Consider the following 18263-nt stretch of genomic DNA (forward strand, 5'->3'; position numbering starts at 1 on the left):
ATCTTTTCCTCTATTCTTCTAAATCTTCTGTGAAATGTTCAATAAAAGTACGTGCTGCCAAACTGAGCTGACGGCCTTTCTTTTGGGCGAGCCACAAATTGAATTGATGAGGATGCTCCACAGGAACTTCGAACAATTCACCGTTGGAAATTTCTTTCACAACCATCGAGCGAGTTAGATAAGCCAATCCCTCCCCGGCCAGACAGAAACGTTTTTGTGCTTCTTGGCTGTTGGTTTCTAAACCAATTTGCGGAGCCTCACCGAAAAGCTCCATGATCACTCGCTTAGGACGAGATTCCAACAAAGCTCCGATTGAACACAGATACCCGTAATTATCTAAAACTTTCGCCAAGGTTTTATCGTTGCTTGAGGACTTACACTCTTTCCAAATTTCTGGTTTACAAACCAAGGCCATAAACTCAGATGTCAGTCGGCGGTACTCGATATTAGGAATCGCGACCTTTGCAAACAACAGGGCAAATTCATTTTCCGTGTGAATCAAGGAATTGATAATATCATCCGGAGGCCCCGAGGTGATACTTGGAATGACCTTTGGATATTTACGACGGAAACCATGCAATGGCTCCACTAGATAATCGTTGATCACGTTATCAGTCGCCGCAAATCGCAGAGGACCCTCGCATTTTTCCTGAACCTCGCGGCACAGGTTTTCAATTGCTTTTTCAGTTCTAAATAGATCTTCACACAGATGAAAAACCTGGCGTCCCTTTGCCGTCAACTCCACTCCACTTTTGGAGCGATCAAAAAGTACAACGCCTTCAGATTCTTCCAGCAAAGAAACCGAACGACTTAGAGCACTTTGACTGATGTTGAGCTTGGCAGCGGCCTCGGAAAATTTTCCGGCCTTAGCGACTTCGAAAAACGCGCGCAAATAATTGAGTTCCACGCCTGATCCTTTTAAATATCTAATTTATAGATACTTAAATGCTATCAGTCTAATTCATGAATCCAAAGATTAATTTGAGTTTACAATAGGTTTTCTAGCCACACGTAGATGGCACAGAACGGATAAGCAAAACAAGCGGAATAAACTATCTGAAGTGGGGTGAGTTTACGACGATCCACGGTTGTGTTCTTTTTCTTATCAACATCCACATGTCGTACCCAGACACCAATCAAAATCGCAACAACCGAGCTGATAACAACAAATATCACAGCAGCCCCTTGTTCTTGATAAAATAGGCCTCAACACTTTTCATGAAATCACTCTCTGAAAAGGTGCTATTGAAAACTCTCAACGCTTCTTTGCCCTCAGCCGTGTTTTTGAACGCTACTCCGTACTGATAGACCTGCAGAGGTCGTGGATTCAAACGCAGTTTATCTTTGTACGGTTTGAGCTTTTCACTGTTTTCCATTTGTTTTGCAAATGTACTCATATCAATGAACGCCATATCAACGCGGCCTTTAGCAAGTTTTAATAAATTCTCTTCGTCACTGCCGACGTCTTCGATCTGCAAAAGTTTTTTATCTCTTAGAGGTTTCAAAACTCCGGCGATCTCGTAACCGACAACATTTCCAATGCGGTACTTGGTAAGGTCTGAGTGGTTCTTCCAAGAGATCGGGTTCTTTACTCTTTCAGCCAAACTCCAAGTGCTTTGCTGAACATTTCTGGAAAGGATAAAATTCTTGGGCAGATTCTCTGCCACCTCTGGGAAATATCCCACTGTGTCTTTTAACTCTGCAGCTTTCTTGGGCGTATCGCCAACGGCGGCAAAAGTTACTTTGATGTCGTAGCCTTGCTTTTTAAAAAGTTCCTTAAGAACAGCGATCGCAGCTCCCCCTTCCGGGAGATCTTTTTTCATATAAGGTGGAAGTTCGTAAGTTACGAAGTGAAGTTGCTTCGGTGAATTTGCCCAAGCAAAACTAGAGAGAAATATAAGAGTGGATGTGATAATCCAGGAAAACATTAGAACCCCATGAGCCGTTCGTCTTTGTTTAGCATAAGGGGCCAAACTCATCGGAGGCAACTGGGTTCTTGATGAAGTCGACGCCTTTTAGTTCGACTTCATCGTTGAAACTTGTAAAACAAACTTTACAGAGTTTATTTTTCGCTTTCTACAGCATAACCCGTCTCGAAATAGACGTCTTTATCCATCGTCACTTCAGCGTATTTCTTATCGTGAACTTTAGAAACCTTGGCAAAGCCCACACGGTCTTTCGTGCAAACAGAAAAACGACCACCGCGACATTCAGAACGGAACACAGCCATGCGCTGACCCACAGTCAAAGTTGCTGGCTCTTCCAAGTTGATCTGTGCTGTTGAAGCATCCAACTTCATCGTCACATCACCTTGAGCGTGTTTTTTAAATGAACAGAATGCAGAAATAGAAATAAACATCATCGCGACAAATGCGAACGCTGCCATCATAGTTAAATCCCCCACAGATTTTTTTTCTCAACCTACTGCACAGAAAAGTCGCAGGCAACTTGCAGTACACTGTATTTTCATTTTTTATAGTTAGCCCCCAAATTATGGGGGCAGAATATGCTGCGCGTTTATACTACTCTACGTAGTCCTTAAGTATGCTCTCAAGCCAATCCATAAAGACCTGCACTCGCTTCGCCACATTCCTGCGATGAGGATAGACGATCGAAACAGGCATTGGTTCCGCTTTATATTTAGGAAGAATCTCCTCGAGCTTATTCTTCATCAGATATTCATCCTTCCCCACTCTGGGAGCTTGAATGATACCGAGGCCTGCTAAGCAAGCCGCCGTGTAGGAATCGACATTGTTCACGGTGATCTTGGACTTCATCGAAAGAGTTCTAAATTTTTCACCATCGTAGTACTCGAAGCCATCGGGCTTTCCACCCCAGGTTTGGACGTAATGAACCAAAAAGTGATTTTGCAGGTCCTCGAGCTTTTTAGGTCTGCCGTATTTTTCCAAGTAGGCTGTGCTGGCACAATTGACGATGGTGAATTTACCGATGGGTCTGGCAATCAATCCTGAATCCGCCAGATTTCCCACGCGAATCACGCAATCAAATCCTTCACGCACTAAATCGACCTTGCGATCAGAACAGCTCAGCTCAACTTGTACGCCTGGATATTTTTTTAGAAATTCCGGCAACCGAGGAACAACGGCATTACGAGCAATGGCAGCTCCCATGTCCACACGAATTCTGCCGCTGACCAAGGAGGGATCCTTGCGGAACATGCTCTCGACTTCATCCACATCGGATAGGAGATCTCGACAACGCTCGAAAAAAGTAACTCCATCTTGAGTGAGTTGAACTTTCCGAGTTGTGCGATGGAACAGTCTCGTTCCAAGATTGTTTTCTAGCTGTTGAATGGCATTTGAAACAGACGCTTTGGGCAGGCTTAAATGCTCAGAAGCCCCCGTAAAACTCCCCAGTTCCGCCACCTTCATGAAAATCTGCATACTTTCGATACGATCCATATGTCCCTCGGGGATTGTTCGTAATTCTTGAACAGTGTTTTTAATTATAGCCTATTTATTCAGAATTATGAACAGGCTAAATTAGAGATATCACAAGGAGTACTAAAATGAAAATCGCAATCATCACTGGCGGAAGCCGCGGACTTGGTAAAAGCTCAGCACTTAATATGGCGACCAAAGGCATCGGCGTCATCCTTACTTACAACAGTCAAAAAGACGAAGCCGACAAGGTCGTCGCTGAAATTGAAAAGAACGGCGGCAAAGCCGCAGCTATCCAATTGGATGTTTCTAACTCCAAAAACTTTGCAGCATTTGCTGGCTCCGTAAAAGATGTTTTGAAATCGAAATTCTCTGCGGATCGTTTCGATTACTTAGTTAACAACGCTGGGACCGGAGCCTACGTTCCTTTCGTAGAAATGACTGAAGAGATTTTTGATCAACTACAAAACGTCCACTTCAAAGGGCCTTACTTCCTGACTCAAAAACTTCTTCCCTTGATGAATGACGGTGGACGCATCGTGAATGTTTCAAGTGGACTTGCACGCTTCTCAGTTCCCGGATCCTCTGCTTACGGCGCCTTAAAGGGAGCCGTGGAAACATGGACTCGCTACTTAGCGAAAGAACTGGGTCCCCGTAAAATCACAGCCAATGTTGTAGCCCCTGGACCGATCGCCACTGATTTTGGCGGAGGCCGCGTTCGCGACAACAAGGAAATGAACGCCATGCTTTCCTCGCAAACAGCACTAGGTCGCGTGGGTGAGGCAGAAGACATCGGCCGATTGGTCGCAAGCTTAGTCCAAGACGACATGGGTTGGGTGAACGCGCAAAGAATCGAAGCCTCTGGTGGTATTTTCCTCTAACTCTTAAGCTGCCGGGCTCCCGGCAGCCTCCGATTTTCCAGCAGATCAGCCTGCCGTCACTTCGGCAGGCCCTCGCTCAGATCTTATAAAGTCGATCCTACAGCCTCAAACACTTGGTACAGCGATTGCTTTTATATCCTTTCGAAAACACACATCGAAAGGATCTTAAAATGAAAAATCTAATTCTAACAATCGCACTTCTTGGCTCATCGTCTCTGGCATTCGCATCCGGCGGTGTAACAATCCACAACAACACTCACTTCACAACGAAGCTAGTTATCAAACAAGGAGACCTCATCGTCTCCCAAACTATGCTTCGCTCAAGTACAACTACAATCGGAGAGCTGAATGACTACTACAGAGTCAATGCCACCGCGATTATCAACGGAGAAAAAGTATCTACAGAAGCCGTTCTGATGGATGGTTTGGCGGACTTCACAGCCGCTCTCCAAGAAAACCCTGATAACTCAGTGGCATTCGGAATGGAAGAGTCTTTGCGCTCTAACGTAGACAGCATTGCCTTCACAAACACTCTGACTACGCCGGTACAATTCACCATCTTCGGAACAGATTCTCCGGACGGTGGCGGCGCTCGCGTCCTACAAACCGTAGTCCTTCCAAGTGCCTCCACTTCAAATTTGAAAATCACAGCTCCAAGCGAAGGTTACCAAGCATATGCAGTCATCAACGGCATCACCACACCTGCAATCAAAATCCAAGGTTATGGTAGTACCGTAACAATCGAACCAACCAATGACTCTGCCCACCCCGGCACGTTCAAAGTTGTTGGCGAAGATATTGATCTTTCCACGTAGCAGAAAAGAAAAAACCCCAGGTGTTATGCACCTGGGGTTTTTAGTTTTTGGAATCTATGAACCGAGAACGCCAGAAGCGGTCAAAAAGGTTCAGACGCGAGGCGGAAGTCGGGACCTGCCACGCAGGCGTACTCAAAGTACGCCGAAGAGCAAGGGCCCGGCTGACAACGAAGTCGGCTGGGCCTTTTTCACCGCTTCGGGTTATTTGATGTCTTGAAGAGATACAGAAACCATCGTCGATACACCACGCTCTTGCATAGTTACGCCGTAAAGTTTCTTAGCAACTTCCATCGTGTGCTTGTTATGGGTAACAACGATGATTTGCGAACGTTTAGCCATCTCGCGAACCAAGTCGTTGAAACGGAATACGTTGGCGTCATCAAGTGGAGCGTCAACCTCATCCAGCAAGCAGTATGGTGATGGTTTCACCAAGAAGATCGAGAATACTAGTGCTACCGCAGTCAAAGCTTTCTCACCACCGGACATCAAAGACACGTTTTGTGTTTTCTTACCTGGAGGGCGAGCGATGATTTCGATACCCGCTTCGTTCTTCTCTGTTTCTTCAACAAGTTCCAACCATGCTTCACCACCGCCGAATAGCACTGGGAATACGCGAGTGAAACGTTCGTTAACCAAGTCGAATGTCTCTTTGAAACGTTTAGAACAGATTCTGTTGATACGATCGATAACTTTACGAAGTTGCTCTTTCGCTTCAGTCAAATCCGCGTGTTGTTTCGTCAAGAACTCATAACGAGTTGCTGTTTCTTCGTACTCTTCGATCGCTGACAAGTTAACTTCACCGATTTTCGCCAATTTCTCGCGAAGATCTTTCAATTGAGCGTCAGCTTCCATGAAGTCGCCTTCTTTATTGATGTATTTTTCAACAACATCAGGAAGGTTCAACATATAACGTTCACGGATTTGCTCGATCAGGTACTGCTCTTTCATCTTAGCTTGTTCAAGCTTCAATTGAGAGTCGTTCATTTTGTGCTGTCTTTCGTTGCGAAGACGTTGAGAAGTACTAGCTTCCTCTTCGATCGCGCGGATAGATTCAGACATCACTTCGTATTCGTCTTTAGTGCGAGCTGCTTGCAATTTCAATTGCTCAACTTCATCCAATAGACGTTCGAATTCGATTTTCTTTTCTTCCAAAGTCACTTGGCTCTCAGTCATTTGAGAGTTGTAGCCTTCAGCTTCTTCGCTCATACGAGCCAATTGTGCTTCAAGGTCATTCAATGACTTCGTAACCATTTCAAGCTGTCTCAAAACACCTTGGTATTCTTGAGTTTTAGAAGCAGATCTTACTTGAAGATCAGTTACTTCAGCTTGAAGACCGTCAAAGCCCAAACGAACAGAGTTCAATTCAGAGTTCAACGACTCAACCTCACCCTCAAGAAGAACTTTCTTCTCGCGAGCTTCGATCAAGGCTTGGCTTAATTCTTCATTTTTTTGTTCTTGAACTTCCAATTGCTCTGTCAGTTTTTTGACTTCGCGTTCTTGGCGTTCAACCGCTGCTTGAGCGTTTTGAACTTCATTCTCAGCACGTTCTAGGTCTTTTCTCAATTCCGCAACTTTGATCTCTTGATCCATTTTGCGTTTTTGAGCGCCTTCGAAATCGTTCAATACGTTGTTCAATTGTTCTTCGACTTTTTTCAAAGCCATTTGCGCCAATTGAAGTTTTCCAGCGTATTCGTCTTTTTTCTCTGACAACTCTTTGATCTCACGGCGGCGTTTAAGCATACCAGAGTCAGCTGATTCAGAAGAACCACCCGTCAAAACACCGTCAGCCGTCAACGTATCACCGTCAAGAGTCACGAATGTCCAACCAGCGTATGTCGCACGAAGATTCAAAGCCGTACGGATAGAATCAACGATCGCAACACCGTCCAACATATAAGTAACAGCGTTTTGGAATTTATCAGCCGCTTTAACAACATCTTTCAAGATAGCTTGTACGCCAGCTTGACCGATTGGTGCTTCCGCACGGTTGAAAGCCAAAGATTGATCGCTAGCAGACATGAAGCTAGAACGACCTGATTTTTGTTCTTTCAAGTGAGAAACAGCGTCTACTGCGATGTTAGAATCAGAAGACAAAAGCATTTGTAGGCGTGAGCCCAATGCTGCTTCCATAGCTACTTCGTACTCAGCTGGAACTTCAACAACCTCAGATACAGGTTGGAAGTGAGTGACAACGGAACCATCCGCCATCAACTCTTGAGAACGAGTTTTTTGCCACAACATCACTTGTTTCACACCTTCTTGGAAGCCCTCGAAGTTGTTTTGCAAGTTTTCAAGACCGTACAAACGAGAAGCCGTTTCATTCAAAGAGTCTTTGAATGATTCCACTTCCAATTTTTTCTCTGCCAATGAATCCGAAAGGATCTTTTTATTAGCTTCGAAAGAGTCTACGTCAGAAGCCAAATCCAATTGCATTTGGCGTTCTTTATCAAGTTCGTTCATCACTTTTTTACGGCGACCTTCGAACTCAACTTGTTTTTCGCGAAGTTCATTCAACACTTGTTGTTCGTTGTCTTGACGATCTGTCAAATCAGCGATTTGTGCCGACAATGAATTCACACGAGCATCCAAAGAAGACTCTGACTGACCCACTGCGAATAGTTCGCGGCGTTTCGTCGTCAAATCTTCATCGACAGTTCCGATACGGGAATTGAAGTTTTGGAAGATGTCGTTTTTCTCTGTGAAAGTCGCTGTTAGTGTTTCAGCTTCTTCCTTAAGTTCTGTGATTTGTTCGTCCAATGTTGCTTTATCACGAGCTAGCAATTCTTGGCGTGCTTGCTGTTCTTGCAAGATCGTACCAGTCATTTGCTCATTACGACGAGCCTGTTCAATTTCGAAACGAAGTTCTTGAATCTCCATCTCTTTCTTTTGAACAGTGGATTGCTTATCGAAGTGAACCGTTTGGTGTTCTTCAACCATTTTCTCTTTTTCAAGGATTTGAAGTTTCAAAACTTCCAATTGGCCTTGAAGAGTCGAAAGGTTCGCATCGCCTTCGATTTCCATGTTTTGCGCTTCAGTGAAGATCGCTTGAGCTTCATCAGCTGCACGCTTCAATTCTACGAATTGAGCTGTCGACAACCACAAATCCAAATCTTCGATTTGGTTTTTGATGTTGCGGTAACGTTCTGCACGTTGCGCTTGTCTTTGCAAAGAATCGATTTGGCGTTTCAATTCGCCCACGATGTCTTGCAAACGAAGCAAGTTTTGATCTGTTTGAATCAACTTACGTTGAGATTCTTTTTTACGAGCTTTGAACTTAGTGATACCCGCAGCTTCTTCGATAAGCATACGACGGTCTTCAGGTTTCGAAGTGATGATCTTACCGATCATACCTTGAGCGATGATAGAGAAACCTTTTGAACCAGCACCCGTATCCATAAAGATCTCTTGCAAGTCTTTTAGACGAGAAGGTTCTTTATTGATGAAGTATTCACCCTCACCATTTCTGTGAAGACGACGAGTCACCATGATTTCAGAGTGTTTGATGTACTTAGCTGGGAATGCTCCGCCATCGTTTTCAAGTGTCAAAGACACTTCACACATACCTAGTGGCGCGTAACCTTCAGCACCACCAAAGATAACGTCCGTCATTTGCGACGCACGAAGATCTTTCGCGGACTGGTCACCCATTACCCACATAAGAGCATCTACGATGTTGGATTTACCGCAACCATTTGGTCCCACGATACCCGTGATACCAGCATCGAAATGGATGACTGTGCGGTCTTTGAACGACTTAAAACCAATGAGTTCAATCTTTTTAATTCTCAAGGTATATTCCCCTCTTGAGCTACATGTGTTGCGGCCTCCAGACCTCAACACTCCCCTCAAAATATACAAGCCCAAGGTCTAGCTAGACCAAAGGCCATTTAACTCTCTAAGCTACGCGGAACTATGTCAACTGTGGGCTTTTAAAACATCTCTAAACGCTGAAAAGTTAAGCAGAAGATCCCCATGCAATCCACTCAAAAGCTATTGTGCGTTAATCGCTATGCAGCAATCGCATTCTTCAACTTGATACATCTTTATATAGTTTTGATGGGGCTCAGCCCTAATTTGAGGCTTCTTTGACCCAGCGATCACTAAGCTTACGGTTATCAGGAGGCATCTATGCAGTACAAAAAAACAGAAATTTACCCGAAGACCACATTTCCAAAATATGCAGCCCTTCGAGTTCTTTTGACGTCGCTGACTTTGGCGATTCTGGTTACGTACTTTACGCGTTAGTCCGCATCGCTATTCGCTTCAAAAAGTTGAAGTGACAGTCCATACACTTTATCGGTGCCAGGAATTGCTTGCAGATCTTTTACCAAGGATGAGTGGAACTCTTGCAAGCGATCCTTCGCATACGCCAATTGCGCGGAGTTCATCGCAAAGACCCTCGACGAAGATTCGTCATCATGAATGGATTCATGTTGGGCTGATTGTGAAGTCCGCTGCACCAATTGCAGAACAGCCAAACACTGCCCCTCATCCTTTGCATCGAAAAGACCACTCATTGTTTTCTGATGTTCGCGCACTCGTTCTTGGGCTTCTTTTTTTGCCAGAGCACTGCGCGCATGTTCGGCACGAATCAAATCCAGGAAGTACTCGCACTCTTTATCAGTCAACCCGATACGATCAGCAAGTTCCATCCCCTTCACATCAGACAGACCGACTTTCCCATTCATGATCTCACTCAACCGCGAAGGATTCATTTCCAAATCCCGCGCAAAGCCACGCAACGAATACGACGGTTCTTTAGTTCTTCTTTTTTTGAATTCTTCGTAGAGGAAGTCGCGATAGCTAGGGCTTTTAGATGTTTGAGATTTCATTCTTTAATCATTAAACATAGGTAACTTTACTGTCGAACCATAACACACGGCACTGTTTAGTTTTTTTCGGCACCCTCTGTGCTCTCTAGAATATTGCGCGCTCACTGCTGGTATTGAAAACCAATAGCTTGCAGGGCGCTGTTAGAAGTTTGACAGGTGTAGAACCAAACACGGGAGATTCTCATAATGAGACAGTTAACTATCTTCTCTTTAGCTATGATTATGAGCCTAACCGCTTGCCGCCAAGGCGTTGGAGAAAAAGCTCCCCCGCTTAAATCTGCTGAACTAACACAATCCAACCCCGCTGGAGACAGCGCCAGCAAAGACAATCGTGGATTTACAGCGAACACGCCAGAGAACCAAAAACTAAAAGAACAATATCCGTTGGAGTATTCTTGCACGATGGATCTTTGTGCTGAAGACTTCAAAAAATATCCAAGTATTCCAAAGCTTGTTGAAGCTGCTGCAAAACCGACGGCGGAACAACAGCAATACTACGCAACTTACATCCTTCCAGCGCTCGAAAAAAATGCACAACTTCAACAAGAGAAAGCTCGTAACAGCTTGGAAGTCTTGATAGCTAATGAAAACAAATTTCCAACTCAGAAACTAGAGCCTGACCAACTCGTAGTTCTGCATGCGATGTATTTTATTAAAAACAGCGAAAAATTCCCGCTATTCAAAGCCTACTTTGACAACATTTTGCCTTTAGAGCCCTTCTATAAAGCGAGCGTCGCTTATCGCCAAATGGGCAATTGGACTTATTTCTCTGAGATGCATCCTAATCTAAGCCTATTGAATGCTGCAAAACGCGAACTACAAGAGCTGATGCTAAAACTAAATCAGCTAAACGCTATTATCGCTGGAGCTGTAACAGTTGATCCCCTCATCATCTCTAAACTCGATAATAATATCTTGATCACAACAGAAGAGGCGAAAGCCCTGTCTGACCTGGCTTTCTCCGTTCGCCTTATGCACCACTTTACGCACGGGCAAGGCCACGACATCATCATTAAGCTGTTAGAACAATACAAACTCTCGCAAGCTGATCTCTATTCAATGTATGTCAAATCGGACTTGAAAACATCCCTGGCTATTAAGTCCAAAAAAACCATCAGCAACAGCTGTGAAGCTCGCTACTTCCAATCGATCAATTTGTATCCACAAGCAGTAGAGTTGGAAAATTTCAAAAAGATCGCAGAATCCACTCGCCAAGCCTCTTTGGAGACCGTTGGTGCTAACGATGCCGTTTATCAAAAGATCCAAGAACTTAAATTCAACTATCCACTGACAGCCGAAGAAAACAGCAAGGCATGGTTGCGTTCCTTAGAGATGAAAAACAAAGATCTAAAGCAGCAAATCCAAGAGATTGGTACTCTTCCCGACAATTCCCTTTATGCGATGTTTTTGATTCATGCGATGTTCAACACTAAAGACGGCAACACGACCGACGATCAATGTCCTCGTATTCCTGATGCAGATATTTCCGATAAAACGAACACTTACTCGGGCCATGTATTGGTGAGCTGGTACTCAGTCAGATACCCAGAAATGGGAGCAGGAATTCTCGCTCATGAGATCGGTCATAACGTTAAAGACTACTCTAACGCGACTTCTATGACTTCTACGAACCAATGCCTTGAAAGAAAACAGGGCTCTGAAAAATACTTGAGCGAAGATTTCGCAGACGTGTTTGCGGCAAAAGTAATGGTTGTCCTTAAAAACAAATACCAAATTCAAACTGGAAATTACGGATGTGGTTTAATGGATAAGCTTCAACCACTGTACAACCTGAACGATAAAGACATTCACTCATCAGATCTATACCGTGCCTTGCAGTTGCGAATTGAATCAGGACAAGCGGCTCCAGCGTCTTGCCAAAATCTAGCAAATCGCGATGGTCGCGCGGTTACTCATTCTTGCCAATAAGATTATTCTAACGGGATCAGTCGCTGCTCACGTCGATGCTGACGATAGCGATTGATCACACCTTGAGTATCCTCAGGAGATATAGACGGTCTTGAGGATTCGCCGAACTGATAAGTGAAACCCATTCCCCAGCCCACATTGTAATCTGACTTATGCAAAGGACTTTGGCGATTTGCTGACCATGTGTAATCAGAAATCGAAGCGCCGACATACATCGACACACGCCCCGATGAGAAACGTTGATAGTAAGATAAATTCTTATTCAAAAATCCCGCAACAGCATCATAAGAAGGTCGTCCTGCCGTTGCATGGGCCGCATCGACTTCAAAGTATGTGCGCATATATTCTTGAGTGGCCGCTGTTACTTCCAGCGCCGTGGTACCTGTAATTATAATCGGAGCCGGGAATGGACCACGAGTCTCCCCTTCCCAACGATAGATCGCTTGCGCTTTGAATAGCATTCCGTTCGGGCGGATGTAAGATCCACTGACTGCCGTTGAGGCATAGGGTGCTAGTTGAAATTCCCAAGTTCTGCCACTGGCATAAACCAACTGCGCGCCACCATCTAAAACAAAAGGCAAATCTTCCATGCCTTCACGGGCTTTATTTTTAGAAGAATCCAGTGCAATTCGCCCACCACCCGAAAGTTCCAATGACCAATTACCTGATTTAAAAAGATACGCACGACCACCTTCACGGTCATCGGCACGCAAGAATTCACCACGATATTGAAAAGTAGGAAACGGCAACATCAACTGGGAATATTCATCTGAAGAGGGATAATCAGCGTAGCGAATATATCCCAGACCAAAGCCCCAATCCCACAACGGTGGAGCTTCCTCTTCCGCAAATGCAGCCGAAACAAATGAAAGTGCCAGAAAGAGGACCATGACAAAACGCATATATGAATTATCGGTCATTCCTCTGATTTCGCAACTGGACGAGTCCGACAAAATGGTTAGAAAGGGTCACTTTCGGCATAAAAAAAGGGAGGCTCGGCCTCCCTTTTGAAACTTATGAAGTTTTACTCACTAAGAGTGTAGCTTTTTAGTCAAAAGCGCTGCTCTTGCAGCTGCCAGTCTTGCGATTGGTACGCGGAATGGAGAGCAAGAAACGTAATCTAGTCCTACCTTGTGGAAGAACTCGATCGATTCAGGATCACCACCGTGCTCACCGCAAACGCCGATTTTCAATGACGGCTTCATGCGACGGCCCAAGTCCACACCCATTTTAACCAAGGCGCCTACGCCCACTTGGTCGATAGATTGGAACGGATCTTTTGGCAAGATGCCGCTAGAAACGTAAGAACCCAAGAATCTGCCAGAGTCGTCACGAGAAAGACCCAAAGTCGTTTGAGTCAAATCGTTCGTACCGAAACTAAAGAAGTCTGCATGTTCAGCAATAGCATCTGCTGTCAGAGCCGCACGAGGAAGCTCGATCATTGTGCCGATTGCGAAATCGAATTTCATGTTCTTTTCGTTTTGAACTTTTTTAACTTCAGTCTCAGCTTGGTGACGAAGCATATCTAGCTCTTTATCTGTCGCCACAAGTGGGATCATGATTTCAGGAGCAGATAGTTTCAAACCTTCCTTCATCATCATGCATGCAGCTTCCGCGATTGCGCGAACTTGCATGATATAGATTTCAGGATACGTAACAGCCAAACGACAACCACGGTGACCCAACATTGGGTTGAACTCGTGCAAAGCTTTTACTTTAGAACGAAGACGTTCAAAGTCAGTGCCGATACGTTTAGCCAATTCTTTTGTTTCTTCGTCAGAGTGCGGAACGAACTCATGAAGAGGTGGATCCAACAAACGGATTGTAACTGGCAAGCCGTCCATGATCTTAAACAATTGATAGAAGTCATCACGTTGCATTGGCAATAGTTTCGACAATGCTTTTTCGCGATCCATTTTGTTATCAGCGATGATCATTTCACGAACAGCGTCGATACGATCAGCACCAAAGAACATGTGCTCAGTACGGCAAAGACCGATACCTTCAGCACCGAAATTTTTCGCAGTTTGTGCATCTTTCGGAGTGTCAGCATTCGTACGTACTTTCAACTTACGAGTGCGATCTGCGATTTTCATGATGCGCTCAAAGTACGCGTCAAGTTTAGGCTCGATTGTTTTAACTTCGCCCAAGAACACTTCACCAGTTGAACCGTCCAAAGTGATCACATCGCCCTTTTTCAGAACGTAGCCTTTCACTTTCATCGTTTCGGTGCGGTAGTCGACTTCAACTTCACCGCAACCAGCTACGCAGCATTTACCCATACCACGAGCAACAACGGCTGCGTGAGATGTCATACCACCACGAGTTGTGAAGATACCTTGTGCTGCCACCATACCTGCGATGTCTTCTGGAGAAGTTTCAACGCGAACTAGGATGACTTTTTTGCCTTGCTCTTTCCACTCAACCGCTTCTTCGGAAGTGAACACGATTTGACCGTTCACACCACCTGGAGAAGCAGGCAAGCCTTTCGCAAGCTGAGTTTTTTGTGCTTTAGGATCCAATGTTGGATGCAGAAGCTGATCCAAAGATGCTGGATCCAAACGAAGAAGTGCTTCTTCCTCTGTGATCAACTTTTCATCGATCATGTCACAAGCGATCTTCAAAGCCGCGGCCGCCGTACGTTTACCGTTACGAGTTTGCAGCATCCACAAAGTAGAGCGCTCGATCGTGAATTCGATATCTTGCATATCGCGGTAGTGACCTTCTAGTTTTTTATAAATATCAACCAACTGTTGGTAAGCCTTCGGAAGAGCTTCTTCCAAAGACTGCACACCCGCAGCAGCAGCTGCGATTTTAGTGATTGGCTGAGGAGTACGGATACCCGCAACAACGTCTTCACCTTGTGCATTGATCAGGAACTCACCATAGAATGCTTGATCACCTGTTGATGGATTACGAGTGAACGCAACACCTGTCGCAGAATCATCGCCCATATTACCGAATACCATTGATTGGATGTTCACCGCTGTACCCCAAGCAGCTGGGATGCTGTGAAGTTCACGGTAAGTGATCGCGCGAGGAGTGTTCCAAGAACGGAATACCGCAGAAACTGAACCCCACAGTTGCTCCCAGGGATCTGTTGGGAAAGATTGACCTGTCATTTGGTGAACAAGCTCTTTGAATTTCTTAACCAAAGATTTCAAGTCATCAACAGTCAACTCTGTATCTAGCTTGTAGTGTTTCTCCTCTTTCATGTCTTCAAGAGTTACTTCAAGCAATGAAGAGTTCATACCCATAACAACGTCAGAGTACATTTGGATAAAACGACGGTAAGAGTCCCAAGCGAAACGTGGGTTGTTAGAAGACTTAGCCAAGCCCTCAACTGTTTGATCATTCAAACCCAAGTTCAAAATTGTATCCATCATACCCGGCATAGAAGCACGAGCACCCGAACGAACAGAAACCAGCAATGGGTTGTTCACATCACCAAATTTTTTGCCAATCTTTGCTTCAACCTTTTGCATGGCTTCAGTCACTTTAGGACGAACCCAATCAGGAAGTTTTCCGCCCTCTTCATAGAAGTGCGTGCAGATTTCAGTAGAGATTGTAAAACCCGGAGGAACCGGAATTCCTAGAGAAGTCATCTCTGCAAGGTTGGCCCCTTTACCACCCAGGATGTTTTTCATTCCTGCGTTGCCTTCGGAGTCACCTGCAGCAAAGAAGTATACGAACTTCTGCGGAACAGCGGATTTCGCTTTTGGTTTTTCGATAGTGACGTTCTGGTCCATAGTTTTCCTTCCAGTTTGTCGGTTCGATTTATATGTCTTGAAACAGTAGAATAAGACAATGCGCTGACCTCAATTTCAACGAAATCTTACGACACTTCGCCCCTCGCAGTAGTAGAGTTTAAGTTCAAAAATTGAAGAACAAAAAAATCTGTTATAACAAATAGTTATTTAACAAATGAGAAACTCAACAGCGCATCAAGTCATCACCACTTCCCGTTGACAAGGTCCACGAAGTACCAAAACCTTGAGGAGCTTCAACAAATCTCTATTTACGAAACGACAACTTATGAAGAAAAAAGCACTTTTACTGACTCTTCTGGCAACGATTCTTACTTCAAATGCACAGGCCGACGAACATGGCGTGTGGTTCGAAATTCCCGTCTACGACTACCCTTTTAACAACAGCGATGACAACCCACCGGATTGGTTCAGCATGCGACAGTCAATGTCGCTATCAACAAGTTACATACAAACGGTTCACAGAGTTCTTGGTGGTGACAATACTCACGAAGAAGGTTTGTGGTGGAGATACGGACTCATGGCAGCTTACGACTTCGCCACAATGACTTATCCCATCGGTCCCGGCTGGGCGCATGAAGAATGGCATAGAGCCGTAATGACCCGACATCAAATTTCCAGCTTTAATGAAATGAACGCGTGGCCTACAGGAAGTGCAGTTGTAGCTGTCGATCACGTCAGTGACGACGCCCTTATCGCCTTAAAGCGTGACCATCCCGCGGATCAAGTTCGATTAAGCTCTGCCGGTATGGAAGCTCAGGTTTACCAAAACCTAAAAGTCGAAGAATCCCATTTCTTCCGAGACGCTCGTTCTCGCGATGAAACTCTTCTTTGGCTTAATGCTTTGAACGTGACCTCCTACATGTTGCAATGTGCAGGACCTGATGCCGACACAACGACAGATGATGAAATGGCCGAAGAGGGCGCTAATGTTAAAATTCGCGACTTTACGGGCTTAGACTGTACAGCGTGGGTTTATGACCTGTTTCGTCCTGACGAAGCCTACACGGCCCGAGGTACACACCCTTCCGGCGTCGGCATCAAACGTTATATTAAATGGTCGGATCTGAATGGACAAGAGCAGGATTTCCTTTCGCTTCAATCCAAACTTTCATATTTGAACTTCTTAGATCCTTTCCTGTTGGGCATCAAAGACTTCAGAACTAGTTGGGGTCGTATCAATGCGAAGACGTCGCATTATCTAACTTCTTTCGGTGGAAACATTGATTTGCATGTCTTTTTGGACATTCACAATTCTAAATGGTTGGTCACTTTGCATAACGGAATGACCAACAAACGATACTTCCCGGGATTGACTGTAAAATGGGTTGCAGCAGAAATCGCAGACTCTTTGCATATGACATTGTCTGGAACTGGCTGGGCTCAACCGAAGGACCAACGCTTTGATGCTACAGAAACAGACATGCTGGTTGATGGAGCGGTCGAGTTCACTTATCGCGGTCATAACCGAGTTGAGTATTTCGTGGGATACGAAGTGAAAACACCGGGCTTTGTCGCAGGTAACGTTTATTTGGACAGCAACTGGTCTGCCTACACGGGATTCCGTGTAGGTATGTTCTAATTCCAGGAAATGCCTGTCTGGATTTTAGACATTCCCTAAGAATTTACATTTCCAGCAAACTCCACCTAGTGAAGATCCGATCCTGTGCTAAAAATGCCGGATCGGATTTTTATTTTAAGGAGTTTATCCATGAAAAAGTTGGTCGTTCTATTGTCATTGATCGCAAGCTCTTCGGCTTTTGCTGCTGGCGAATCCTGCACTCGTGAAGATGCACAAGTAGTAGGTACAGTTGTAGCCATCCAAGAAACTGATGGCGATCTTTGCGTAGCTCAACTTTCTTTTGCGGGTCGTAACAATATGTTCAACGCCGCTTATGGTTGCCCACTTGATAAACACGAAGTTCAATCTCAAGGCGTTTTGCTTGAGTGCGGACCGGTTGTTGGCTCTCAGGTAGATGGCATCCTTTATCGCACAAGCCCTAATGGTCCAATCCTTCTTTACTAAGAAGAATTAGACATTGAATCCCCCCTCTTAAGGGAGCCTCCCCAAAAGGCTCCCTTTTTTTTATTCGCTGGCCTTACCCACTAAGGACTCATGGCGAACGTAAACTCGCCCGTCCACATCATAGCGAACCAAGAATAAACCCCGTTCATAGACTGCCGTCACAGTTCCGTAATAGATTTTTTGATCATTCATGGGTCCCACCATCACCCGATCACCAGGGCAGATTCCGCGCGGACCACAGTTCATTTTTTTTGAGATCAGACGCGCATCACGCTGATAGATTTTGCGATCATGGTCATCACGAACTTGGGCATTTCGGCCATCGCGAGACACCTGGGTAACGACACCCGTATAATATTGCTTACCGATAAAGGGACCTGACAGAACTTGGTCCCCGACATTCAGTCGACCTGGAATAGGTTGCGGTGCTGGTTGTTGTGGCGGAGCTGGGTCATTGGGATTATCTGGCGGCAGAGGCATTGGAAGCTCATCGCCAGGATTTGGTAGATCTTGCATCTGAGCTCGAACACTTGAGCTCAGACCGAAAATGATCAAGAAAACGAACAGAATGACTTTCATAAAAACTGGCTCCTTTCAGGGGCGCCAGTTTCG

At 45.0% G+C, this 18263-nt stretch carries 15 protein-coding genes; 5 read left to right on the plus strand and 10 right to left on the minus strand.

Going from position 1 to position 18263, the window contains the following annotated elements:
- Positions 1–10: 10 nt before the first annotated feature.
- The 5 genes from ACLVWP_RS13650 to ACLVWP_RS13670 all read right to left on the minus strand — a co-directional run bounded on the left by ACLVWP_RS13650 (position 11) and on the right by ACLVWP_RS13670 (position 3422).
- On the minus strand, positions 11–907 hold the full coding sequence (locus ACLVWP_RS13650; RefSeq protein WP_413557990.1) for a LysR family transcriptional regulator: 897 nt from the start codon (positions 905–907) through the stop codon (positions 11–13).
- An 80-nt stretch (positions 908–987) separates the two neighbouring features.
- Positions 988–1176, minus strand: a complete 189-nt coding sequence (locus ACLVWP_RS13655) for a hypothetical protein (protein ID WP_413557992.1) — start codon at positions 1174–1176, stop codon at positions 988–990.
- Positions 1173–1928: a hypothetical protein gene (locus tag ACLVWP_RS13660; protein WP_413557993.1), complete on the minus strand. Its 756-nt coding sequence runs from the start codon at positions 1926–1928 to the stop codon at positions 1173–1175. The genes ACLVWP_RS13655 and ACLVWP_RS13660 overlap by 4 nt, the downstream gene beginning before the upstream one ends.
- 134 nt (positions 1929–2062) lie before the next feature.
- Positions 2063–2389, minus strand: a complete 327-nt coding sequence (locus ACLVWP_RS13665) for a hypothetical protein (protein WP_413557995.1) — start codon at positions 2387–2389, stop codon at positions 2063–2065.
- A gap of 133 nt (positions 2390–2522) precedes the next feature.
- Positions 2523–3422 (minus strand): LysR substrate-binding domain-containing protein, encoded by a 900-nt coding sequence (locus ACLVWP_RS13670; RefSeq protein ID WP_413557996.1) that lies wholly within the window; start codon positions 3420–3422, stop codon positions 2523–2525.
- Positions 3423–3529: 107 nt separating this feature from the next.
- Here ACLVWP_RS13670 and ACLVWP_RS13675 point away from each other — a divergent pair, with 107 nt between their 5' ends.
- Together ACLVWP_RS13675 and ACLVWP_RS13680 are read left to right on the plus strand one after the other, a co-directional pair.
- A complete protein-coding gene (locus ACLVWP_RS13675; RefSeq protein ID WP_413557998.1) occupies positions 3530–4282 on the plus strand; it encodes an SDR family oxidoreductase in 753 nt (250 codons plus the stop codon).
- A 170-nt stretch (positions 4283–4452) separates the two neighbouring features.
- On the plus strand, positions 4453–5097 hold the full coding sequence (locus ACLVWP_RS13680; protein ID WP_413557999.1) for a hypothetical protein: 645 nt from the start codon (positions 4453–4455) through the stop codon (positions 5095–5097).
- A 201-nt stretch (positions 5098–5298) separates the two neighbouring features.
- On the opposite strand, the gene smc is transcribed toward ACLVWP_RS13680, so the two are convergent.
- Both smc and ACLVWP_RS13690 read right to left on the minus strand, forming a co-directional pair.
- On the minus strand, positions 5299–8886 hold the full coding sequence (gene smc / locus ACLVWP_RS13685; protein WP_413558001.1) for a chromosome segregation protein SMC: 3588 nt from the start codon (positions 8884–8886) through the stop codon (positions 5299–5301).
- A 452-nt stretch (positions 8887–9338) separates the two neighbouring features.
- The gene (locus ACLVWP_RS13690; protein WP_413558003.1) at positions 9339–9929 is read right to left on the minus strand and encodes a hypothetical protein; all 591 of its coding nucleotides are present in this window, start codon (positions 9927–9929) and stop codon (positions 9339–9341) included.
- 186 nt (positions 9930–10115) lie between these two features.
- Between ACLVWP_RS13690 and ACLVWP_RS13695 the strand changes: the two genes are divergently transcribed.
- Positions 10116–11858: a hypothetical protein gene (locus ACLVWP_RS13695; protein ID WP_413558004.1), complete on the plus strand. Its 1743-nt coding sequence runs from the start codon at positions 10116–10118 to the stop codon at positions 11856–11858.
- A gap of 2 nt (positions 11859–11860) precedes the next feature.
- On the opposite strand, the gene ACLVWP_RS13700 is transcribed toward ACLVWP_RS13695, so the two are convergent.
- Both ACLVWP_RS13700 and ppdK read right to left on the minus strand, forming a co-directional pair.
- On the minus strand, positions 11861–12760 hold the full coding sequence (locus ACLVWP_RS13700; protein WP_413558005.1) for a MipA/OmpV family protein: 900 nt from the start codon (positions 12758–12760) through the stop codon (positions 11861–11863).
- Positions 12761–12889: 129 nt separating this feature from the next.
- Positions 12890–15607: a pyruvate, phosphate dikinase gene (ppdK, locus tag ACLVWP_RS13705; protein WP_413558007.1), complete on the minus strand. Its 2718-nt coding sequence runs from the start codon at positions 15605–15607 to the stop codon at positions 12890–12892.
- Positions 15608–15893: 286 nt separating this feature from the next.
- On the opposite strand from ppdK, the gene ACLVWP_RS13710 reads away from it, so the two are divergent.
- Both ACLVWP_RS13710 and ACLVWP_RS13715 read left to right on the plus strand, forming a co-directional pair.
- Positions 15894–17207, plus strand: coding sequence for a hypothetical protein (locus ACLVWP_RS13710; protein ID WP_413558008.1), 1314 nt, complete (start codon positions 15894–15896; stop codon positions 17205–17207).
- 129 nt (positions 17208–17336) lie between these two features.
- The gene (locus tag ACLVWP_RS13715; RefSeq protein ID WP_413558009.1) at positions 17337–17651 is read left to right on the plus strand and encodes a hypothetical protein; all 315 of its coding nucleotides are present in this window, start codon (positions 17337–17339) and stop codon (positions 17649–17651) included.
- A gap of 60 nt (positions 17652–17711) precedes the next feature.
- Here the strand turns inward: ACLVWP_RS13715 and ACLVWP_RS13720 are convergent, their stop codons facing one another.
- Complete coding sequence (locus tag ACLVWP_RS13720) at positions 17712–18230, minus strand: hypothetical protein (protein WP_413558011.1); 519 nt, start codon at positions 18228–18230, stop codon at positions 17712–17714.
- Between the last annotated feature and the right edge of the window lie 33 nt (positions 18231–18263).

Source organism: Bdellovibrio sp. HCB209 (genome assembly GCF_047306065.1).
Taxonomy (GTDB): Bacteria; Bdellovibrionota; Bdellovibrionia; order Bdellovibrionales; family Bdellovibrionaceae; genus Bdellovibrio.